Genomic DNA, 16,063 nt, shown 5'->3' with positions numbered 1-16,063 from the left:
TAGGGGTGTCAGCGGCGGTCGAACGGCAGCCAGCCGAAGCTTTCGTCGGTGCTGGTGGACGGCTTGTACTCGAGTCCGACCCAGCCGGTGTAGCCGTTCGCCGCGAGGGCGCTGAGCTGCCGGTCGAGCGGGAGGGTGCCGGTGCCGGGTTCGTTGCGGCCTGGTGCGTCGGCGATCTGGACGTGCGCGACCCGGTCGGTGTGGTCCGCGATCACCTGGTCGACGTCGTCGCCGTTGACCGCGAGGTGGTAGAGGTCCGCGAGCAGGCCGAGGTTCGGTACGTCGTACGCCGCCTGGACGCGATCGATCACGCCCAGCGCGTCGGCCGCGGTCCGCAGCGGGTACCGGTCCGCGCCGCTGACCGGCTCGACCAGCACGGTGGCACCGATCCGGCCCGCCACACCGGCGGCCAGCGCGAGGTTCTCGACCGCGAGGTCATCCTGCTCACGCTCGGAGCTCGCGTCGTCCCGGTTGCCGTAGAGGGCGTTGAATCCCTGGCAGCCGAGCCGCTCGCCGATCCCGACGGTGACGTCGACGTTGTCGCGGAACTCGCTCGACCGCTTCGGCCAGGACACCAGCCCCCGGTCGCCGCCGGGCATGTCGCCGGCGACGAAGTTGAGACCGGTCAGCTGAACGCCGGCGTCGGCGATCGCGGTCACGAACGCGTCGACCTGCCGGTCCGGCGGCACGGCCTCGACGAACGGCCACCAGAACTCGACGGCGCTGAAACCGGCGCGCCGGGCGGCCTCCGGCCGCTCCAGCAAGGGCAGCTCGGTGAACAGCAGCGAGCAGTTCACCGTGTGGCGCAGCGGGTGGCTCATCACAACTCCAAGTTTCCGTATTGCGGAAGTTGATTTCTGTTCTGCGAAATGACCATAAGACGCCCAGGTCGGGAGCGTCAACCCTCCGGCCAAGCTCAGGGGCAGCCGGCCGGAACGCTGTCTCACGTGCGGGCGCGCGTTGTACGTTCCTCTAAACACCCCGGGTCCGAGGGAGGTACGTCGTGTTGCTGGCCGAACTGCTCGACGCGCCCGAGCTCGGGCTTCGCCTGCTGCACTCGGCCGGCAGGGTGCTGGACCGCCCGATCGGCCGGCTCGTCACCACCGACCTGCTCGAACCCGGCCGCTACCTGAACGGCGGCGAGGTGGTCCTGACCGGCCTGGTCTGGCGCCGGCGAGCCGCGGACAGCGAGGTGTTCGTCGCCTCGATGGCCGGCCGCGGCGCCACCACGATCCTGGCCGGCAAGGCGTTGCTCGGCGAGGTGCCGGCCGACCTGCTGGAGGCCTGCCACCGGCACGAGGTGACGCTCGTCGAGGTGCCGATCGAGATCGCGTTCGCCGACGTCACCGAGTACGTCGCTGCCGCCGGATCGGCCGAGACCGGGGCCCGACTGTCCGCGAGTCTGGTCCGTCAGCGCCAGCTGCTGTCGTCGATCGCGGCCGGCCGCAGTCTCGACGAGCTCGCAGCCCGGATCTCCACCGAGATCGGCCACGACTGCCGAGTGCTCACTCCGACCGGGCGCCACGTCGTACCAGGGCCTGGTGAGCTCGACGACGCGACGCTCGACGCGGTCACCCGGCGGTTCCTGACGGCCGATCGGACCCCCGCGGTGGCCACGGTGGGCGACGGGTCGTACAGCCTGTTCCCGGTCGGTTCGGGGCTGGGCAACCGGTTGACGGCGTGGGTGCTGGTGATCGAAGGCGACCACACGGAGTGGTCCGGCGATCATGTCGAGGCCGTGCACGAACTGTGCGCGATCGCCTCGCTGGACCGCGCCCGGCGGGACGAAGGGCGCCGGGCCCTGCGACCGCTGGTGGCGGATGCGCTGGCGCTGGTCGAGTCCGGAGCACCGCACGCGGAGGTTTCCGCGCGGCTCCGGCAGGCCGGATCCCATGCGGAGCGGCCGATGGTGGTCGCGGTGACCGAACTCCGGGACGACGGGCCGAGCGAGGTCGCGCTCAGCCTGCTGGAGGACGTCGCGCTGACGGTGGGACCGGCCGTGGTCGCGCCGGGCCGCGACGGTCTGCTGGTCGGCTTCCTCCCCTCCACACCCGGGCTCCCTGAGCAGCTCCGCCTGGCCTTCGGCCGGCTCGCGCCCGGGCTCCATCGCGGCCGGCTCGCGGTCGGGATCAGTGGCGAGACCATGGTCGACGCGCTGGCCGGTGCCCTCGAGGAAGCACGCTTCGCTCAACGGGCCGCCGGCGCTGGGCGGGCACCGGTGTCGGTGGTCACCTCGGACGAGGTCGCGTCCCACGTGCTCCTGCTCGCGACGCTGCCCGACGACGTACGGCGTACGTACTCGCACCGGGTGCTCGGGCCGGTGCTCGAGCACGACCGCCGAACCCATGCCGACCTGCTCACAACCCTGCAGGAATTCCTCGCCTGCTCGGGTTCGTGGGCCCGTACGGCGGAGTCGCTGCATCTGCACGTCAACACCGTTCGCTACCGGATCGAACGCGTGGAGCAACTGACCGGACGCGATCTGTCGACCCTCGAGGACCGGGTCGACGTCTTCCTGGCCCTCAAATCGCTCTGATTGTGTGATCCTCCAAAGCCTAGGGTTCATCCACGGTTCAACTTCGGAGGTTCATCGGGTGCAATCGCGGTCGCGATGAGCCGATGCTGGCGTGCAGGTCAAACCTCACGACGCCAAGGAGCGTGACCCGATGAAGGCCACCCTGCGACCGAGCCGCCGCGCCAGCCGCCATCCCGTCGACGAGGTTCTGCCGGTCGGCAAGCTCGCCGTCTACGGCACCCAGCACGTACTCGCGTTCTACGCCGGAGCGGTGATCGTACCGATCCTGCTGGCGAACTCGATCGGGCTTACCACCCAGCAACTCATCCACCTGATCAACGCGGACCTGTTCACCTGCGGTATCGCGTCGATCATCCAGTCGGTCGGGTTCTGGAAGGTCGGTGTCCGGCTGCCGCTGCTGCAGGGCGTCACGTTCACGGCGGTGTCGCCGATGATCGCGATCGGCCTGGCCGCGGGCGGCGGGACCAGCGGGCTGCTGGTGATCTACGGCGCCGTACTGGTCGCCGGTCTGGCCACCTTCTTCATCGCGCCGTACTTCAGCAAGCTGATCCGGTTTTTCCCGCCAGTGGTGACCGGCTCGGTGATCACGATCATCGGCCTGGCGCTGCTGCCGGTGGCGGCCGGGGACGCGGTCGGCGGCGCCGGCCCGACGGCCGACCCGACCAGCGGCAAGAACCTGGCCTACGCGCTGGGCACGCTGGGCCTGATCGTGCTGATCCAGCGGGTCTTCAAGGGCTTCATGGCCACGATCGCCGTCCTGGCCGGCCTGGTCGTCGGAACGGCAGTCGCCTGGGCCTTCGGGGACGCGCACTTCGGCGCGGTCGGGGAGTCGGCCTGGGTCGGCGTGACCACACCGTTCTACTTCGGCTGGCCGAAGTTCTCGATCGCGGCGATCATCTCGATGGTCGTGGTCATGCTGATCACCGCGGTGGAGACGACCGGTGACGTGTTCGCCACCGGCGAGATCGTCGAGAAGCGGATCGGCAAGGACGACATCGCCCGTGCGCTGCGCGCCGACGGCCTGGCCACCACGATCGGCGGCGTCTTCAACTCCTTCCCCTACACGTGTTTCGCCGAGAACGTCGGCCTGGTCCGGCTGACCCGGATCCGCAGCCGCTGGGTGGTCGCGGCGGCCGGCGGGATCATGATCCTGCTCGGCCTGGTGCCGAAGGCCGGCGCGGTCGTTGCGGGCATCCCGCACCCGGTACTGGGTGGCGCGGCGCTGGCGATGTTCGCCACCGTGGCCGTCGTCGGCTTCCAGACCCTGGCCAAGGTCGACTTCCACGACCACCGCAACGTCGTCATCGTGGCGACCAGCGTCGGCCTGGCCATGTACGTCACCGCGCAGCCGCAGGTCGCCCAGGCCGTGCCGGGCTGGGCCGAGATCATCTTCGGCAGCGGCATCACCCTGGGCAGCCTGACCGCGATCGGCCTGAACATCCTGTTCCACCACGTCGGCAAGGACTACGGACCAGCCGTCGCCGGGCAGCCGGGTGACTCGGTCCGGCTGGACCAGGTGAACAAGATGAGCCGCGAGGAGTTCGTCGAGACGTTCGCCGGCCTCTTCCAGGGTCCGCGCTGGGCGGTCGAGCGGGCCTGGGACATGCGCCCCTTCGCTGACACCCACGCACTGCGCCGGTCCTTCCAAGAGGCTCTGTTCTCCGGTTCGCACGACGAGCAGCGGCAGCTGATCGAGGCGTACCCGCAGCTCGGCTCCCAGTTCGTCGCCGAGGGCCTCAGCGGCGAGGCGTCGCTGCGCGACCAGTCGGACAAGGGCCTCACTTTCCTCGCCGATCCGGAGCGTGACGAGCTGGCCACGATCACCGAGGCGTACCGGGAGCGGTTCGGCTTCCCGCTGGTGATCTCGGTCCGGGACGCGGACTCGTTCGCCCGGATCGTCGAGCAGGGCCGGGAGCGCCTGGACAACTGCGAGAACCAGGAACACGCCGCCGCGCTGCTCGAGATCGCGAAGATCGCCGGATACCGGTTCGACGACTTCCTCTCCGACGCCAACCCGATCCATAGTGCAAGAACACGCTGGAGCAGTAACCGATGACCACTCAAGCACTCCGTGCACCGGCTCTGAAGGTGAACGGCGAGGACACCGCGATCGGCGACGTCGCCGTACACACCACCGTGCTGGACTGGCTCCGCGACCGAGGCCTGACCGGCGCCAAGGAGGGCTGCGCCGAGGGTGAGTGCGGCGCCTGCTCGGTGCTCGTCGCACGGCCCGGCATCGACAGCCCGACCGAGTGGACCGCGGTGAACGCGTGTCTGTTGCCGATCGCCGCGCTGGACGGCCAGGAGATCGTCACCTCCGAGGGCCTGGGATCGCCGGCGGAGCTGCACCCGGTGCAGGAGGAGATGGCCGTCCGGGGTGGTTCGCAGTGTGGCTTCTGTACTCCGGGCTTCGTCTGCAGCATGGCCGCCGAGTACTACCGGCCCGGCCGTACGACGTCCACCACGGAAGATCACGAGCACGGCCCCAATGGATTCGACCTGCACTCACTGAGCGGGAACCTGTGCCGCTGCACCGGGTACCGGCCGATCCGGGACGCGGCGTACGCACTCGGCGACCCGGCCGAGAACGACGCGCTCGCCGTCCGCCAGGACTCGCCGCCGCCCCCGCCCGCGACTACCGGAATGGCGTCCGGTGAGGCTGAGTTCGTCCGGCCGGCATCGCTCGACGCTGTCCTCGGTCTGCTGGCGGATCGGCCGGATGCGGAGCTCGTGGCCGGGTCGACCGATCTCGGCGTACAGGTGAACATCTTCGGTTCGCGGCCGCCGCTGACCGTTGCCGTCGACCGGCTGGCCGAGCTGCGGGAGTTCGCGTTCGGGCCGGACGAGGTCCGGATCGGCGCGGCGCTGACGCTGACCGAGATCGAGCGGCGGCTGGCCGGGCGCGTACCGCTGCTGGCCGAGATGTTTCCGCAGTTCGCGTCCCGGTTGATCCGCAACGGCGCCACCATCGGCGGCAACCTGGGGACCGGGTCGCCGATCGGCGACACTCCGCCCGCGCTGCTCGCGCTCGACGCATCCCTCGTACTCGCGTCTCGCAGAGGTGAGCGCGTGGTTCCGCTCGCGGACTACTTCACCGGCTACCGGCAGACCGTGAAGGCCGCCGATGAGCTGATCAGGACGATCGTGTTTCCGCTGCCGCTCGCCCCACTGATCGCCTTCCACAAGATCGCCAAGCGGCGCTTCGACGACATCTCGAGCGTCGCTATCGGGTACGCCGTGGACGTGGTGGACGGCGTCGTCCGTGAGGCCAAGATCGGGCTCGGCGGGGTAGCGGCCACGCCGCTGCGGGCGCGCGCCACCGAGGCCGCGCTGATCGGTCGGCCGTGGACCGAACTCACGGTCCGCGAGGCGGCCGGGGTGATGGCTGGGGAGGGTACGCCGATGGACGATCACAGGGCGAGTGCGTCGTACCGCTCGGCGATGCTCGGCCAGTCGTTGCTCCGCTTCTACTTTGCTGGAGAGGAGGCGAGCGCATGAGCTCGTTGTCCGAACGGCCGGCTCAGGCTGTTGTCGGCGTACCGATGCCGCATGAGAGCGCGGCGCTGCACGTCACGGGTGCTGCGCTCTACACCGACGATCTCGTGCAACGGACGCGCGATGTCCTGCACGCCTGGCCGGTGCAGTCGTCGCACGCGCATGCGCGGATCACGGCACTTCGGGTGAAACCGGCGTACGACGTCCCTGGTGTGGTGCGGGTGCTGACGGCGGACGACGTACCGGGGGTGAACGACGCTGGGGTGAAGCACGACGAGCCGTTGTTCCCGGGTGAGGTGATGTTCAACGGGCACGCGGTGTGCTGGGTGCTCGCGGAGACGTTGGAGGCCGCGCGACTCGGGGCGCTGGCGGTGGAGGTCGAGTACGAGCCGCTGCCGTCCCTCGTGACGGTGCGCGAGGCGATCGCGGCCAAGAGCTTCCAGGGCATCGGGCGGCACCTGGAGCGTGGCGATGTCGATGCTGCACTCAGTTCCGCGGCGCATGTCTTCAGTGGCGAGCTCGAGTTCGCCGGGCAGGAGCACTTCTACCTGGAGACGCATGCGGCGCTGGCTCTGGTCGACGAGGGCGGCCAGATCTTCGTGCAGAGCAGTACGCAGCACCCGTCGGAGACGCAGGAGATTGTTGCGCATGTGCTCGGTCTGGCCAGCCATGCGGTGACTGTGCAGTGCCTTCGGATGGGCGGCGGCTTCGGCGGCAAGGAGATGCAGCCGCACGGCTTCGCCGCGATCGCGGCGCTCGGTGCGACGCTGACCGGTCGGCCGGTCCGGTTGCGGCTCAACCGCACGCAGGACATGACGATGTCCGGCAAGCGGCACGGGTTCCACAGCTCGTGGCGGGTGGGCTTTGACTCAGAGGGCCGTTTGGTGGCGCTCGACGCCACGCTGACCGCGGACGGCGGCTGGAGCCTCGACTTGTCCGAGCCGGTGCTGGCGCGAGCCATGTGCCACATCGACAACGCTTACGAGATCCCCAACGTCCGCGTCGAGGGACAGATCGCGCAGACGAACAAGACGTCGCAGACCGCGTTCCGTGGGTTCGGCGGGCCGCAGGGAATGCTCGTGATCGAGGACATCCTCGGCCGGTGCGCGCCGCTGCTCGGGTACGACGCTCTCGAGCTGCGTCGGCGGAACTTCTACCAAGTTGGCGACTCGACGCCGTACGGGCAACCCGTGCGCCACGCGGACCGGTTGGACTCCTGCTGGAGCCAGGTGCTCGCCGGTGGGGACGTCGTACGCCGGGCTTCCGAGATCGCGTCCTTCAACGCCTCGCACGCTCATGTGAAGCGCGCGTTGGCGATGACGCCGGTGAAGTTCGGCATCTCGTTCAACCTGACCACCTTCAACCAGGCCGGCGCTCTTGTTCACGTCTACAAGGACGGGTCGGTGCTGATCAACCATGGCGGAACGGAGATGGGGCAGGGCCTGCACACCAAGATGCTGCAGGTCGCGGCCACCACGCTCGGGGTTCCGCTCGGTCGGGTCCGGCTCGCTCCGACGCGGACCGACAAGGTGCCGAACACCTCGGCGACGGCAGCGTCGTCGGGTGCGGATCTGAATGGTGCGGCGATCAAGAACGCCTGTGAGCAGATCCAGGAACGGCTCGCGCAGGTCGCGGGCGGTCGCCTCGGGATCAGCCCACACGACGTGCGCTTCGTCGACGGCGTCGTACGCGGCCTGTCCGGTGACGGGCTGGACTGGAACGAGCTCGTCCGCGCCGCCTACCTGCAGCGGGTGCAGCTGTGGGCGGCCGGGTTCTACCGGACCGAGGGACTCCACTGGGACGCGAACGCGATGCACGGCGAGCCGTTCAAGTACTTCGCGTACGGCGTTGCAGCCTCCGAGGTCGAGGTGGACGGGTTCACCGGCGCCTACACACTCCGGCGGGTCGACATCGTGCATGACGTCGGCGACAGTCTGAGCCCGCTGATCGACATCGGTCAGATCGAGGGCGGATTCGTCCAGGGGGCGGGCTGGCTGACGCTCGAGGATCTGCGCTGGGATGAGAGCTCGACTGAGCGGCGCGGACGGCTGGCTACGCAGGCGGCGAGTACCTACAAGCTGCCTTCGTTCTCCGAGATGCCCGAGGTGTTCAACGTCCGGCTGTTGGAGAAGGCACACGAGGACGGCGCGGTCTACGGATCGAAGGCCGTAGGCGAGCCGCCGCTGATGCTGGCCTTCTCGGTCCGCGAGGCATTGCGCCAGGCCGCGGCTGCCTTCGGGCCCGCGGGTACGAGCGTCGACCTGCCGTCGCCGGCCACACCTGAGGCCGTCTACTGGGCGCTCGATCGAGCACGGGGTGGCGACTCATGGAATGGATGAAAGCCGTTCAGCTGCTGCGCTCCGGGCGCCGGCCCGGCGTGCTGGTCACGGTGATGTCGGTCCGCGGGCACGCACCGCGGGAGGCCGGCGCCAAGATGGTCGTTGCCTCGGACAACGTTTGGTCGACGGTCGGGGGCGGGAACCTGGAGGCCTTGGCCGTCGAACGTTCTCGTGAGCTGATCGCGTCCGGGTCTTCGTCGCCTGAGGTGCTCGAGGTCGCGCTGTCGGACAAAGCGCCGTACCAGCATGGGGTTCAGTGTTGTGGTGGTGAGGTGAAGCTGTTGCTGGAACCGTTGCCGGTGGTGCCGTCGGTCGCGATCTTCGGGATCGGGCATGTTGGACTGGAGCTCGCGCGGATCTTGGCTCGGCACGACATCGAGCTTCATCTGGTCGATTCGCGGGCCGATCAGCTGACTGATGAGCGCCTTGTGGTGCTGGATGACGCGGTCGCTCAGGTGCATGTGCACAACGTGCCGGTCCTGCCGGAGCTGGTGGTCGGTGAGCTGCCGCCGGGGACCCATGCGCTGGTGATGACGCATGATCATGCGGAGGACGCGGCGCTCTGCGATGCCGCGATTCGCAACGAGCAGCTGGCAACGATCGGGCTGATCGGATCCAGTGCCAAGTGGACGCGATTCCGGCGCAAGCTCGCCGAGGACGGTAACTCCGAGGCTGCGATCGACCGCATCATCACGCCGATCGGACTCCCCGACCTGCCCGGCAAGGAACCGGCCGTGATCGCGGTCAGCGTCGCGGCCTGGCTCCTGCAGCAATTCACCACCGAGCGCCACACTGCCGCGCCGGTTCAACCCGCCGAGCGGAACACCGCGTCGGCCCGTTCCGCCGAGCGTCGCCCCGCGCCGGCCCAGCGTGAGGCGAAGGCATGACCATTTTCCGAGGCACGTTCCTCGATACTCCGGACAACCCGTTCACCGGCGGGAGCCTGCGGGTCGACTCCGACGCCGGTCTGCTGGTCACGGAGGGAGTGATCATTGCCCGTGGCCCCTTCCTGGAGATCCGGCAGGCGCATCCGGCCGAGCAGGTCATCGACCTGAGCGGCGGCGTCGTACTGCCCGGCTTCGTGGACACGCATGTGCACTTCCCGCAGATCCGGGCCGTCGGCGGGCTCGGGCTGCCGCTGCTCGAGTGGCTCGATCGGTACGCGCTGCCCGAGGAGGCGCGGATGGCGGACGTCGCATACGCCACCGGCGTCGCGGCTGAGTTCGTCCGCGGGCTCGCGGCGGCCGGGACTACGTCGGCGCTGGTATTCGGGGCGCACTACGCCGACGCGATGGACGCCCTCTTCAACGCTGCCTCCGGCTTTGGACTGCGGATCACCAGCGGGCTCGTGCTGAGTGACCGGCTGTTGCGACCTGAGTTGCTGACCACACCGGTCCGCGCATATGCCGAGTCGCTCGCCTTGGCCAACCGTTGGCACGGCGTCGGGCGGAACCGGTACGCCGTGACGCCGCGGTTCTCGCTCTCGTGCACGGATGAGCTCCTCGCCACCTGCCGTGACCTGATGGACGCGATCCCGGGTGCGCTGTTCACCTCGCATGTCAACGAGAACGAGGCCGAGATCGCCACGGTCGCCGATCTCTTCGGAGGTTGTGACTACGTGACGACGTACGACCGGCACGGGCTGGTCGACCGGCGGTGCGTGCTCGCGCACAACGTCCACCCGACCGACGTCGAGCTCAAGATGCTCGGGGTTGGTGGCGCGGCGGTCGCCCATTGCCCGACCAGCAACGCCGCGCTCGGGAGCGGTCTGTTCCCACTGAGTCGGCATCTGCAGCACGGCGTACGCGTGGCTCTTGGGTCGGACGTCGGCGCCGGCACCGGGTTCTCGCTGCTGAAGGAGGGGCTGCAGGCGTACTTCGCCCAGCAGTTGCTCGCGGACCACGGGCTCGCGCTCAGCTCGGCCCACCTGCTCTACCTGGCCACTCTTGCGGGCGCAGAGGCGCTAGGCCTCAACACCGAGGTCGGCGACCTGAGCGTCGGCAAACGCTTCGACGCCCAACTCCTCCGCCCCGCCGACGGCTCCCCCTTAGCCGTAGGCGTAGCCCACGCCAACGACGCCGACGAAACCCTCTCCAGAATCTTCACCCTAGGCACCCCCGCCGACGTCCAAGCAGTCTGGATAGAAGGCCACCTCCTCCACCACTAGCCACCCGCACAAGAGCCCCGACCCCACCAGGCGTCGGGGCTCTCGTGCGGCAAGCGGACCTGCGCCACTCATCAACCCGGTCGGCTGGGCGCCGCGGGCACGGCGCTGAGCGGTGCTGGGGCGGGCGATGGCGGCTTGGTGAGTGGTGGAGGTCCGGACCGCCAGGCCATCACGATCGACGCCGTCGCGGCACCTCGCGCCTGGAGCCGGGCGCACTCGCGGGTTTGTGATGGCCTGGCGGTCCGGCGAAACGTAGTGAGGAGGTTGGCTGACTGCGGGTCCGCCGCCGGTCCGCGGGATCTGGTGATGTCCCCTGGCCGGGCGGGCCGCCGGGAGCTATCGGGGCTTGGCGGTCAGGTGCTGCTGGGCTTGGTGGTCAGGTGGTGTTGGGTCTTGGCTACCTGGGTGGCTAGGGCTTCCTCGTCGATGGTGAGGACTGTGTTGTGTTCTACGACGGGGTGTCCGTTCACCAGGAGGAGGGCCAGGGGTGGGGGTGTGCCTAGGGCCAGGGCGGCTACTGGGTCGGGAATGCCGGCGTGTTCGAGGGTGTCCAGGCGCCAGACGGCTAAGTCGGCTAGCTTGCCGGGTTCCAGGGAGCCGATCTCGGCTTCGCGGCCCAGGATTCGGGCGCCGTCCAGGGTTGCCATTTCCAGGGCGGCACGGACGTCCAGGGCTTGGGGACCGCCGCGGGCTCGGGCGAAGAGTAAGGCGTGGCGGAGTTCCTCGACCAGGCTGCCGGCTTCGTTGCTGGCGGCACCGTCCACGCCTAGACCGACGGGACTGCCGGCGGCGCGGAGGTCGGCGGCGCGGGCGATGCCGGCACCGAGGCGCGCGTTGGAGCTGGGGCAGTGCGCGATACCCGTGCCGGTCTGACCGAGCTGCTTGATTTCGGAGTCGTCGAAGTGGATACCGTGCGCGAACCACACGTCGGAGCCGGTCCACCCGAGTTGAGCGGCGTACTCCAGAGGCGTGCAGCCGAACGTCTCGCGACACCAATCGCCCTCGTCCGTGGTCTCGGCGAGGTGCGTGTGCATATGGACGCCCCGGCGCCGCGCCAGCTCGGCCGCCTCGCGCATGAGGTCCCCACTCACGCTGAACGGCGAGCACGGTCCGACCACGATCCGCAGCATCGAACCCGGTGCGGGATCGTGCCACCGGTCGATCGCGGCCTCGGTAGCGGCGAGGATCTCGTCGCGGTCCTCGACCACCGAGTCCGGCGGCAGCCCGCCATCCTTCTGACCGCGATCCATCGACCCCCGAGCCGGATGGAATCGCAACCCGACCTGGGCCGCGGCGCGAATCTCCGCGCCGAGAAGATCACCACCCCCGCGCGGGAACACGTAGTGATGATCGGCCGCCGTAGTGCACCCGGTCAGCGCGAGCCGTGCCAGCGCGGCCTGCGCCGCCACGTGCACAGACTCCTCATCGATCCGCTCCCACACCGGATACAGCGTGGTCAGCCACCCGAACAGCGTTGCGTCCACGGCGAGACCGCGCGTCACCCACTGATACAGATGCTGATGGGTGTTGACGAAGCCGGGTGTGACGAGACATCCGCGTCCGTCGATCACCCGCGCCCCGTCGTACGCCGGTGCGGGTCCGGGGCCCACCGCAACAATCCGATTGCCTTGAGCAACCACATGCCCGATGAACTCCCGCCGCTCCGGATCGACAGTGACGACGGCCGCTCCGTCGATCACGATCGTCGTCATCGCGAAGCCTCAGCAGAAGCCGGGTACGGCGTGCCACGCACTACCGGCGTCACTCGCGTCATCCCGGACCACGGTCGCCTCGATCAGCCCGTACGGGCGATCGGCGGCGATGAACACCTCACCCGGGTTCTCCACCGAGAACGGGCTCAGGTCGACCAGGAAGTGGTGCTTGTTCGGCGCCGAGAACTTGATCTCCGCGACCTCCGGGTGCTGCTGCAGCACGGCCACACCCATGCCGTACAGCGTCTGCTGCAAGGCGAGACTGTGGATCTTCGCGAACTGCTCGAGCAGCAGTCCCTTGATCTCGTCGTACGACTTGTCCCAGTCGACCTCGGTGTGGTCGTAACGCCAGCGGGCGACCAGCGACGTGGCCAGGATGCGGTCGCTCGTCTCCGGCAGCGTCGTGTACTTGTCCTTGAGGAACCCGTGGAACTCGGACCCGGTCGACTTCAGCACGACCAGGTCGCGGAGCCCGGAGACGACGTACCGCTTCTGCTCGTCACCACGGCCCTCGACGTTGACGACTGTCGTCCGTACGCCGCTGCCGGACCGGACGAACGAATGATCGTGGGGCGAACCGTCGACGGAGATCCGCTCCCAGGCGTACTCCTCGACCTCGATCCGCGCGCCCTCCGCCGCCGGCGAGGCGTCCAGGAAATGCGCCCCCAGGGTCAGCGCGTAGTCCTCGATCGCGCCGACACCCTTCTCCTTGGCGAACGCGAACGCGGTGTTCTTCTGCGTGTCGGTCGGCAGGACGTCGCTCTGGTCACCGGTCGTGTGCGCGGCCTCGAACTGCCCGCGCAGCGCGGACGAGACATTCAGGTCGCGGATCTGGTGACGGGGCGTGTCGCGGTAGATCCGGACGACGCGGCTCTCGGCTTTGCCGTACTGGTTGGCTCCCAGGTGGATGGCCATTCCGATCAGCTCCCTCGGTAGGTGGAAAAGGCGAACGGGCTGAGCAGCAACGGGACGTGGTAGTGCCGCTCGTCGGCGACCGTGAAGGTCACGGAGACCTCCGGAAAGAAGACGTGTTGGCCGGAGGCGGCCGCATACGCGGCGACGTCGAACCACAGTCGGTACGTACCGGGCGCGAGCGCCGGTTCCAACTCGGCGATCCGTCCATCGTCATCCGTCGTACCGGTCGCGAGTACGACGTCGGCGGCGTAGAGCCTGACCGGAACACCCTGCGCCGGTCGACCCAGCGCAGTGTCGAGAACGTGAGTACTGAGGCTGCTCATCCACGTCCTCGCTTCGCTCCGGGCGCGGATGAGACACGAGATGCGCTGTGCTTGATGATGAACTCGCTTCGCTCGTTCATGCGTCCACCACCTTGGCGAGGCGGAGCAGCGCGATCTTGCGGAGCTCCTCGTGTACGACGGGGGCCTCAGTGGACTCGTCGTGCGTCAGCCGCTGCCGCAGGCTCGTCAGCATCTCCTGCGCCGACAGACCCGTGGCACAGATCAGGAAGACCCGGCCGAAGCGCTGCTCGTACTCACGGTTGCCCTCGGCAAGGGCTTCTCGAACGTCAGGGTCGTCGCCGACGCCGGACTGTTCGTTCCGCGACCAGGCGGCCTCGGTGCCGGCGCCCTGCGCGCGGTCACCGATCCGCGGGTGCGCCTGGAGGGCACGATCGACCTCGTCGTCGTCGAGCTCTCGCAGCGTCTGGTCGGCGACCGCGGTCAGTGCGGCGAGGTCGCCGTACGGACGCTTGGCCAGGATCCCGTCGACCCAGCGGGGGACGTCACAGCAGGCCGCCAGCATCGGACGCAGCCGGTCGGCCGGAGCGGAGTTGAACTCCTGCAGGTCCACGGATCACACCTTCTCGAATCCCGAAATCGACTTTCCGTATGACGAGAGAGTGACACCCCACCCGCTCGTCGTCAACAGTTTGTTGAAGAACCGTACGTCAGCGGGCGCGGTTGAGGTAGTTGTAGACGGTGAAACGGGTGACGCCGAGGGCCTCGGCGACGATCTCGGCCGATTTCCGGTACTCGAAGGCACCGCGAGCCTCGAGCAGCAGGACCGCCTGCTGCTTCTGACCCCGGCTGAGAGTGGCCAGCGGCCCGCCGAGCTCGTCGGCAACTTCGGCCAGCAGGCTGTGGACGCCACCCTCGGCGGGTTTGCCCGGGAGACGGACGGCAACCAGCAGCTCGCCTTCCCAGACGAGCGGTACGTCGTCGTCGCGCGCGTCGGCGGGCTCCACGAGCTCGGCGTTCAACCGCTCGACGAGTGGCGTGATCGCGACGATCAGCGGATGCGGCTCAGGCATCTCGCCGTACCTGCAGTGTCACCTGGTTCGCACCGCCGGCGAACGCGGCTTGCAGTACGCCGGGGAGTGCGGGCAGGAGCTGATCCTCCTCACCGCGCACCAGCGTGCCGAGCGGCCCGAAGTCGCACTCGAGGCCGGCTTCCTGCGCCGCCCGGAGCGCTTCGGTGGCGTGGGCGGGCGGGGTTCCTTCGACGTCGAACGGTTCCGTGGTGAACTCCGCAACCAGTCGCATAGCGCGAGGCTAGCGCCCGCGCCCCGGGCGGCGCGCCAACTGTGCAAGTGCCGCGAGGTCGACGCCGATGAGCTTGTCGACCTCCACCGGGTCGACGGCACCGCAGTCGAGACCGCGCAGTACGAAACCGGCCAGTGCCACGGCCGTCGCGGGCTCGTCCAAGTAGCCGGACTCGCCCTGACCGAGGTACGCGCGCAACCGGAGTGCCGCCTCGTTGAGACCCTCGCGATAGAAGAGGTACGTCGCCACGAAACGCGTCGGCAGCTGGGCCGGGTGCATGTCCCAGCCCTGGTAGATGCCGCGCGCGAGCGAACGCCGTACCAACCGCAGATGCAGCCGCCAGGCCGCGTGAACGGCGTCGCGGTCGCCGACCGGGAGGACATTCGTGGAGCCGTCCGACACAAACACGCCGGTCCCAGCCGCGGCCAGCTGCATCACGTCCTTGGCGTGATCGGCGACGGGATGCTCCATGCTCTGGTACGCCGCGGCCACACCGAGCGAGGCCGAATAGTCGTACGTGCCGTAGTGCAGGCCCGTCACCCGTGGCGCGCCGGCCTTGATCATCCGCGAGATCAACGCGGTCCCGTCGGATCCGAGGATCGCCTGCGGGGTCTCGACCTGGATCTCGAACTTCAACTCGGGTACGCCGTACTCACGCTCGAGCGCCGCCAGCACGGTCACCATCGCCTCGACCTGCTCGACCGACGTCACCTTCGGCAGCGTGATCACGAAGCCATCGGTCAGCCCGCCGGCGGCCGACAACTCACGGACGAACAGCTCCAAGGTCCGCAGCCCCCGCCGCCGCGTCGGCGCCTCCAGGGATTTGATCCGCAACCCGTGGTACGGCGCGGCCGCGCCGGCACCCTCCGCCGTCGCACCGGCTCGCATGCTCTGCGTCAGTGCGCGGGCTGCAGCTACGGCGGCGGCGTCCTCTTCCTCGTCGGACCTTGTCCCGTAGCCGTCCTCGAAGTCGATGCGGAGGTCTTCGATCGGCTCTCGAGCGAGCTTGGCGCGGACACGCTCGTACACCTCGTCGGCCAGGCCGGGCGGCAACTCCAGTGCCTCGGCCAGCTCGGCCGCGCACCCGCCGTACTGCTCCAGGGCCGCGCGCGCTTCCGCACCCCAGTCGCTGACCGTGTTGCCGTCGTACTTGTCGGCCGGCACGTAGACCGTGTGCACCGGCTGCCGGGCGCCTCGATCTCCCGGGTAGTCCGCGGCCAGGGCCGCGTCGGCGTCGGCCAACCGCCGATCGAGCTCGTCGATCAGATCTTCCAGGCTCATACGGCCGCCTCCCAGGACTCGAAGTTCCGTAT

Annotated in this window: 14 protein-coding genes; 6 read left to right on the top strand and 8 right to left on the bottom strand. The window is 69.0% G+C overall.

Annotation, left to right across the window (positions count from 1 at the left end; all coding sequences use genetic code 11):
• Positions 1-8: 8 nt before the first annotated feature.
• On the bottom strand, positions 9-821 hold the full coding sequence (locus tag AB0E63_RS12545) for a TIM barrel protein (protein WP_360364699.1): 813 nt from the start codon (positions 819-821) through the stop codon (positions 9-11).
• Positions 822-1,003: 182 nt separating this feature from the next.
• Between AB0E63_RS12545 and AB0E63_RS12540 the strand changes: the two genes are divergently transcribed.
• From AB0E63_RS12540 to guaD, 6 genes are all read left to right on the top strand, one after another.
• Entirely contained in the window at positions 1,004-2,536 is a 1,533-nt protein-coding gene (locus AB0E63_RS12540; RefSeq protein WP_360364697.1) for a helix-turn-helix domain-containing protein, read from the top strand.
• A gap of 130 nt (positions 2,537-2,666) precedes the next feature.
• Entirely contained in the window at positions 2,667-4,592 is a 1,926-nt protein-coding gene (gene uraD / locus AB0E63_RS12535) for a 2-oxo-4-hydroxy-4-carboxy-5-ureidoimidazoline decarboxylase (protein WP_360364695.1), read from the top strand.
• Positions 4,589-6,034: an FAD binding domain-containing protein gene (locus tag AB0E63_RS12530; protein ID WP_360364693.1), complete on the top strand. Its 1,446-nt coding sequence runs from the start codon at positions 4,589-4,591 to the stop codon at positions 6,032-6,034. The genes uraD (AB0E63_RS12535) and AB0E63_RS12530 overlap by 4 nt, the downstream gene beginning before the upstream one ends.
• Positions 6,031-8,370 carry a xanthine dehydrogenase molybdopterin binding subunit gene (xdhB, locus tag AB0E63_RS12525; protein WP_360364691.1) on the top strand — a complete coding sequence of 780 codons (2,340 nt, stop codon included), beginning with the start codon at positions 6,031-6,033 and terminating at the stop codon, positions 8,368-8,370. The genes AB0E63_RS12530 and xdhB overlap by 4 nt, the downstream gene beginning before the upstream one ends.
• Positions 8,358-9,257, top strand: a complete 900-nt coding sequence (xdhC, locus tag AB0E63_RS12520; RefSeq protein ID WP_360364689.1) for a xanthine dehydrogenase accessory protein XdhC — start codon at positions 8,358-8,360, stop codon at positions 9,255-9,257. Before xdhB ends, xdhC begins: the two co-directional genes overlap by 13 nt.
• Entirely contained in the window at positions 9,254-10,537 is a 1,284-nt protein-coding gene (gene guaD, locus AB0E63_RS12515; RefSeq protein ID WP_360364687.1) for a guanine deaminase, read from the top strand. The genes xdhC and guaD overlap by 4 nt, the downstream gene beginning before the upstream one ends.
• Positions 10,538-10,890: 353 nt before the next feature.
• Here guaD and AB0E63_RS12510 read toward each other — a convergent pair whose 3' ends face one another.
• From AB0E63_RS12510 to AB0E63_RS12480, 7 genes are all read right to left on the bottom strand, one after another.
• Complete coding sequence (locus AB0E63_RS12510) at positions 10,891-12,249, bottom strand: 8-oxoguanine deaminase (protein WP_360364685.1); 1,359 nt, start codon at positions 12,247-12,249, stop codon at positions 10,891-10,893.
• A gap of 9 nt (positions 12,250-12,258) precedes the next feature.
• On the bottom strand, positions 12,259-13,164 hold the full coding sequence (gene pucL / locus AB0E63_RS12505) for a factor-independent urate hydroxylase (RefSeq protein ID WP_360364684.1): 906 nt from the start codon (positions 13,162-13,164) through the stop codon (positions 12,259-12,261).
• 5 nt (positions 13,165-13,169) lie between these two features.
• A complete protein-coding gene (gene uraH, locus AB0E63_RS12500; protein WP_360364682.1) occupies positions 13,170-13,487 on the bottom strand; it encodes a hydroxyisourate hydrolase in 318 nt (105 codons plus the stop codon).
• 76 nt (positions 13,488-13,563) lie between these two features.
• Complete coding sequence (gene uraD / locus AB0E63_RS12495; RefSeq protein WP_360364681.1) at positions 13,564-14,058, bottom strand: 2-oxo-4-hydroxy-4-carboxy-5-ureidoimidazoline decarboxylase; 495 nt, start codon at positions 14,056-14,058, stop codon at positions 13,564-13,566.
• Positions 14,059-14,155: 97 nt separating this feature from the next.
• Entirely contained in the window at positions 14,156-14,518 is a 363-nt protein-coding gene (locus AB0E63_RS12490; protein WP_360364679.1) for a helix-turn-helix domain-containing protein, read from the bottom strand.
• On the bottom strand, positions 14,511-14,750 hold the full coding sequence (locus tag AB0E63_RS12485; RefSeq protein WP_360364677.1) for a thiamine-binding protein: 240 nt from the start codon (positions 14,748-14,750) through the stop codon (positions 14,511-14,513). Before AB0E63_RS12485 ends, AB0E63_RS12490 begins: the two co-directional genes overlap by 8 nt.
• 9 nt (positions 14,751-14,759) lie before the next feature.
• Entirely contained in the window at positions 14,760-16,031 is a 1,272-nt protein-coding gene (locus AB0E63_RS12480) for an aldolase (RefSeq protein ID WP_360364675.1), read from the bottom strand.
• Positions 16,032-16,063 lie beyond the last annotated feature (32 nt).

Origin of the sequence: Kribbella sp. NPDC026596, assembly GCF_040638415.1 — a bacterium.
Classification (GTDB): domain Bacteria; phylum Actinomycetota; class Actinomycetes; order Propionibacteriales; family Kribbellaceae; genus Kribbella.
The sequence above is the reverse complement of the archived record's forward strand: the minus strand, read 5'-3'. Positions and strand labels throughout refer to the sequence as shown.

Bases quoted from the DNA above. Each gene is read 5' to 3' on its own strand.
- AB0E63_RS12485 (WP_360364677.1), bottom strand. From the start codon at position 14,750: ATGCGACTGGTTGCGGAGTTCACCACGGAACCGTTCGACGTCGAAGGA.
- xdhB (WP_360364691.1), top strand. From the start codon at position 6,031: ATGAGCTCGTTGTCCGAACGGCCGGCTCAGGCTGTTGTCGGCGTACCG.
- guaD (WP_360364687.1), top strand. From the start codon at position 9,254: ATGACCATTTTCCGAGGCACGTTCCTCGATACTCCGGACAACCCGTTC.
- AB0E63_RS12545 (WP_360364699.1), bottom strand. From the start codon at position 821: ATGAGCCACCCGCTGCGCCACACGGTGAACTGCTCGCTGCTGTTCACC.
- AB0E63_RS12480 (WP_360364675.1), bottom strand. From the start codon at position 16,031: ATGAGCCTGGAAGATCTGATCGACGAGCTCGATCGGCGGTTGGCCGAC.
- AB0E63_RS12510 (WP_360364685.1), bottom strand. From the start codon at position 12,249: ATGACGACGATCGTGATCGACGGAGCGGCCGTCGTCACTGTCGATCCG.
- xdhC (WP_360364689.1), top strand. From the start codon at position 8,358: ATGGAATGGATGAAAGCCGTTCAGCTGCTGCGCTCCGGGCGCCGGCCC.
- uraH (WP_360364682.1), bottom strand. From the start codon at position 13,487: ATGAGCAGCCTCAGTACTCACGTTCTCGACACTGCGCTGGGTCGACCG.
- pucL (WP_360364684.1), bottom strand. From the start codon at position 13,164: ATGGCCATCCACCTGGGAGCCAACCAGTACGGCAAAGCCGAGAGCCGC.
- uraD (WP_360364695.1), top strand. From the start codon at position 2,667: ATGAAGGCCACCCTGCGACCGAGCCGCCGCGCCAGCCGCCATCCCGTC.
- AB0E63_RS12490 (WP_360364679.1), bottom strand. From the start codon at position 14,518: ATGCCTGAGCCGCATCCGCTGATCGTCGCGATCACGCCACTCGTCGAG.
- AB0E63_RS12530 (WP_360364693.1), top strand. From the start codon at position 4,589: ATGACCACTCAAGCACTCCGTGCACCGGCTCTGAAGGTGAACGGCGAG.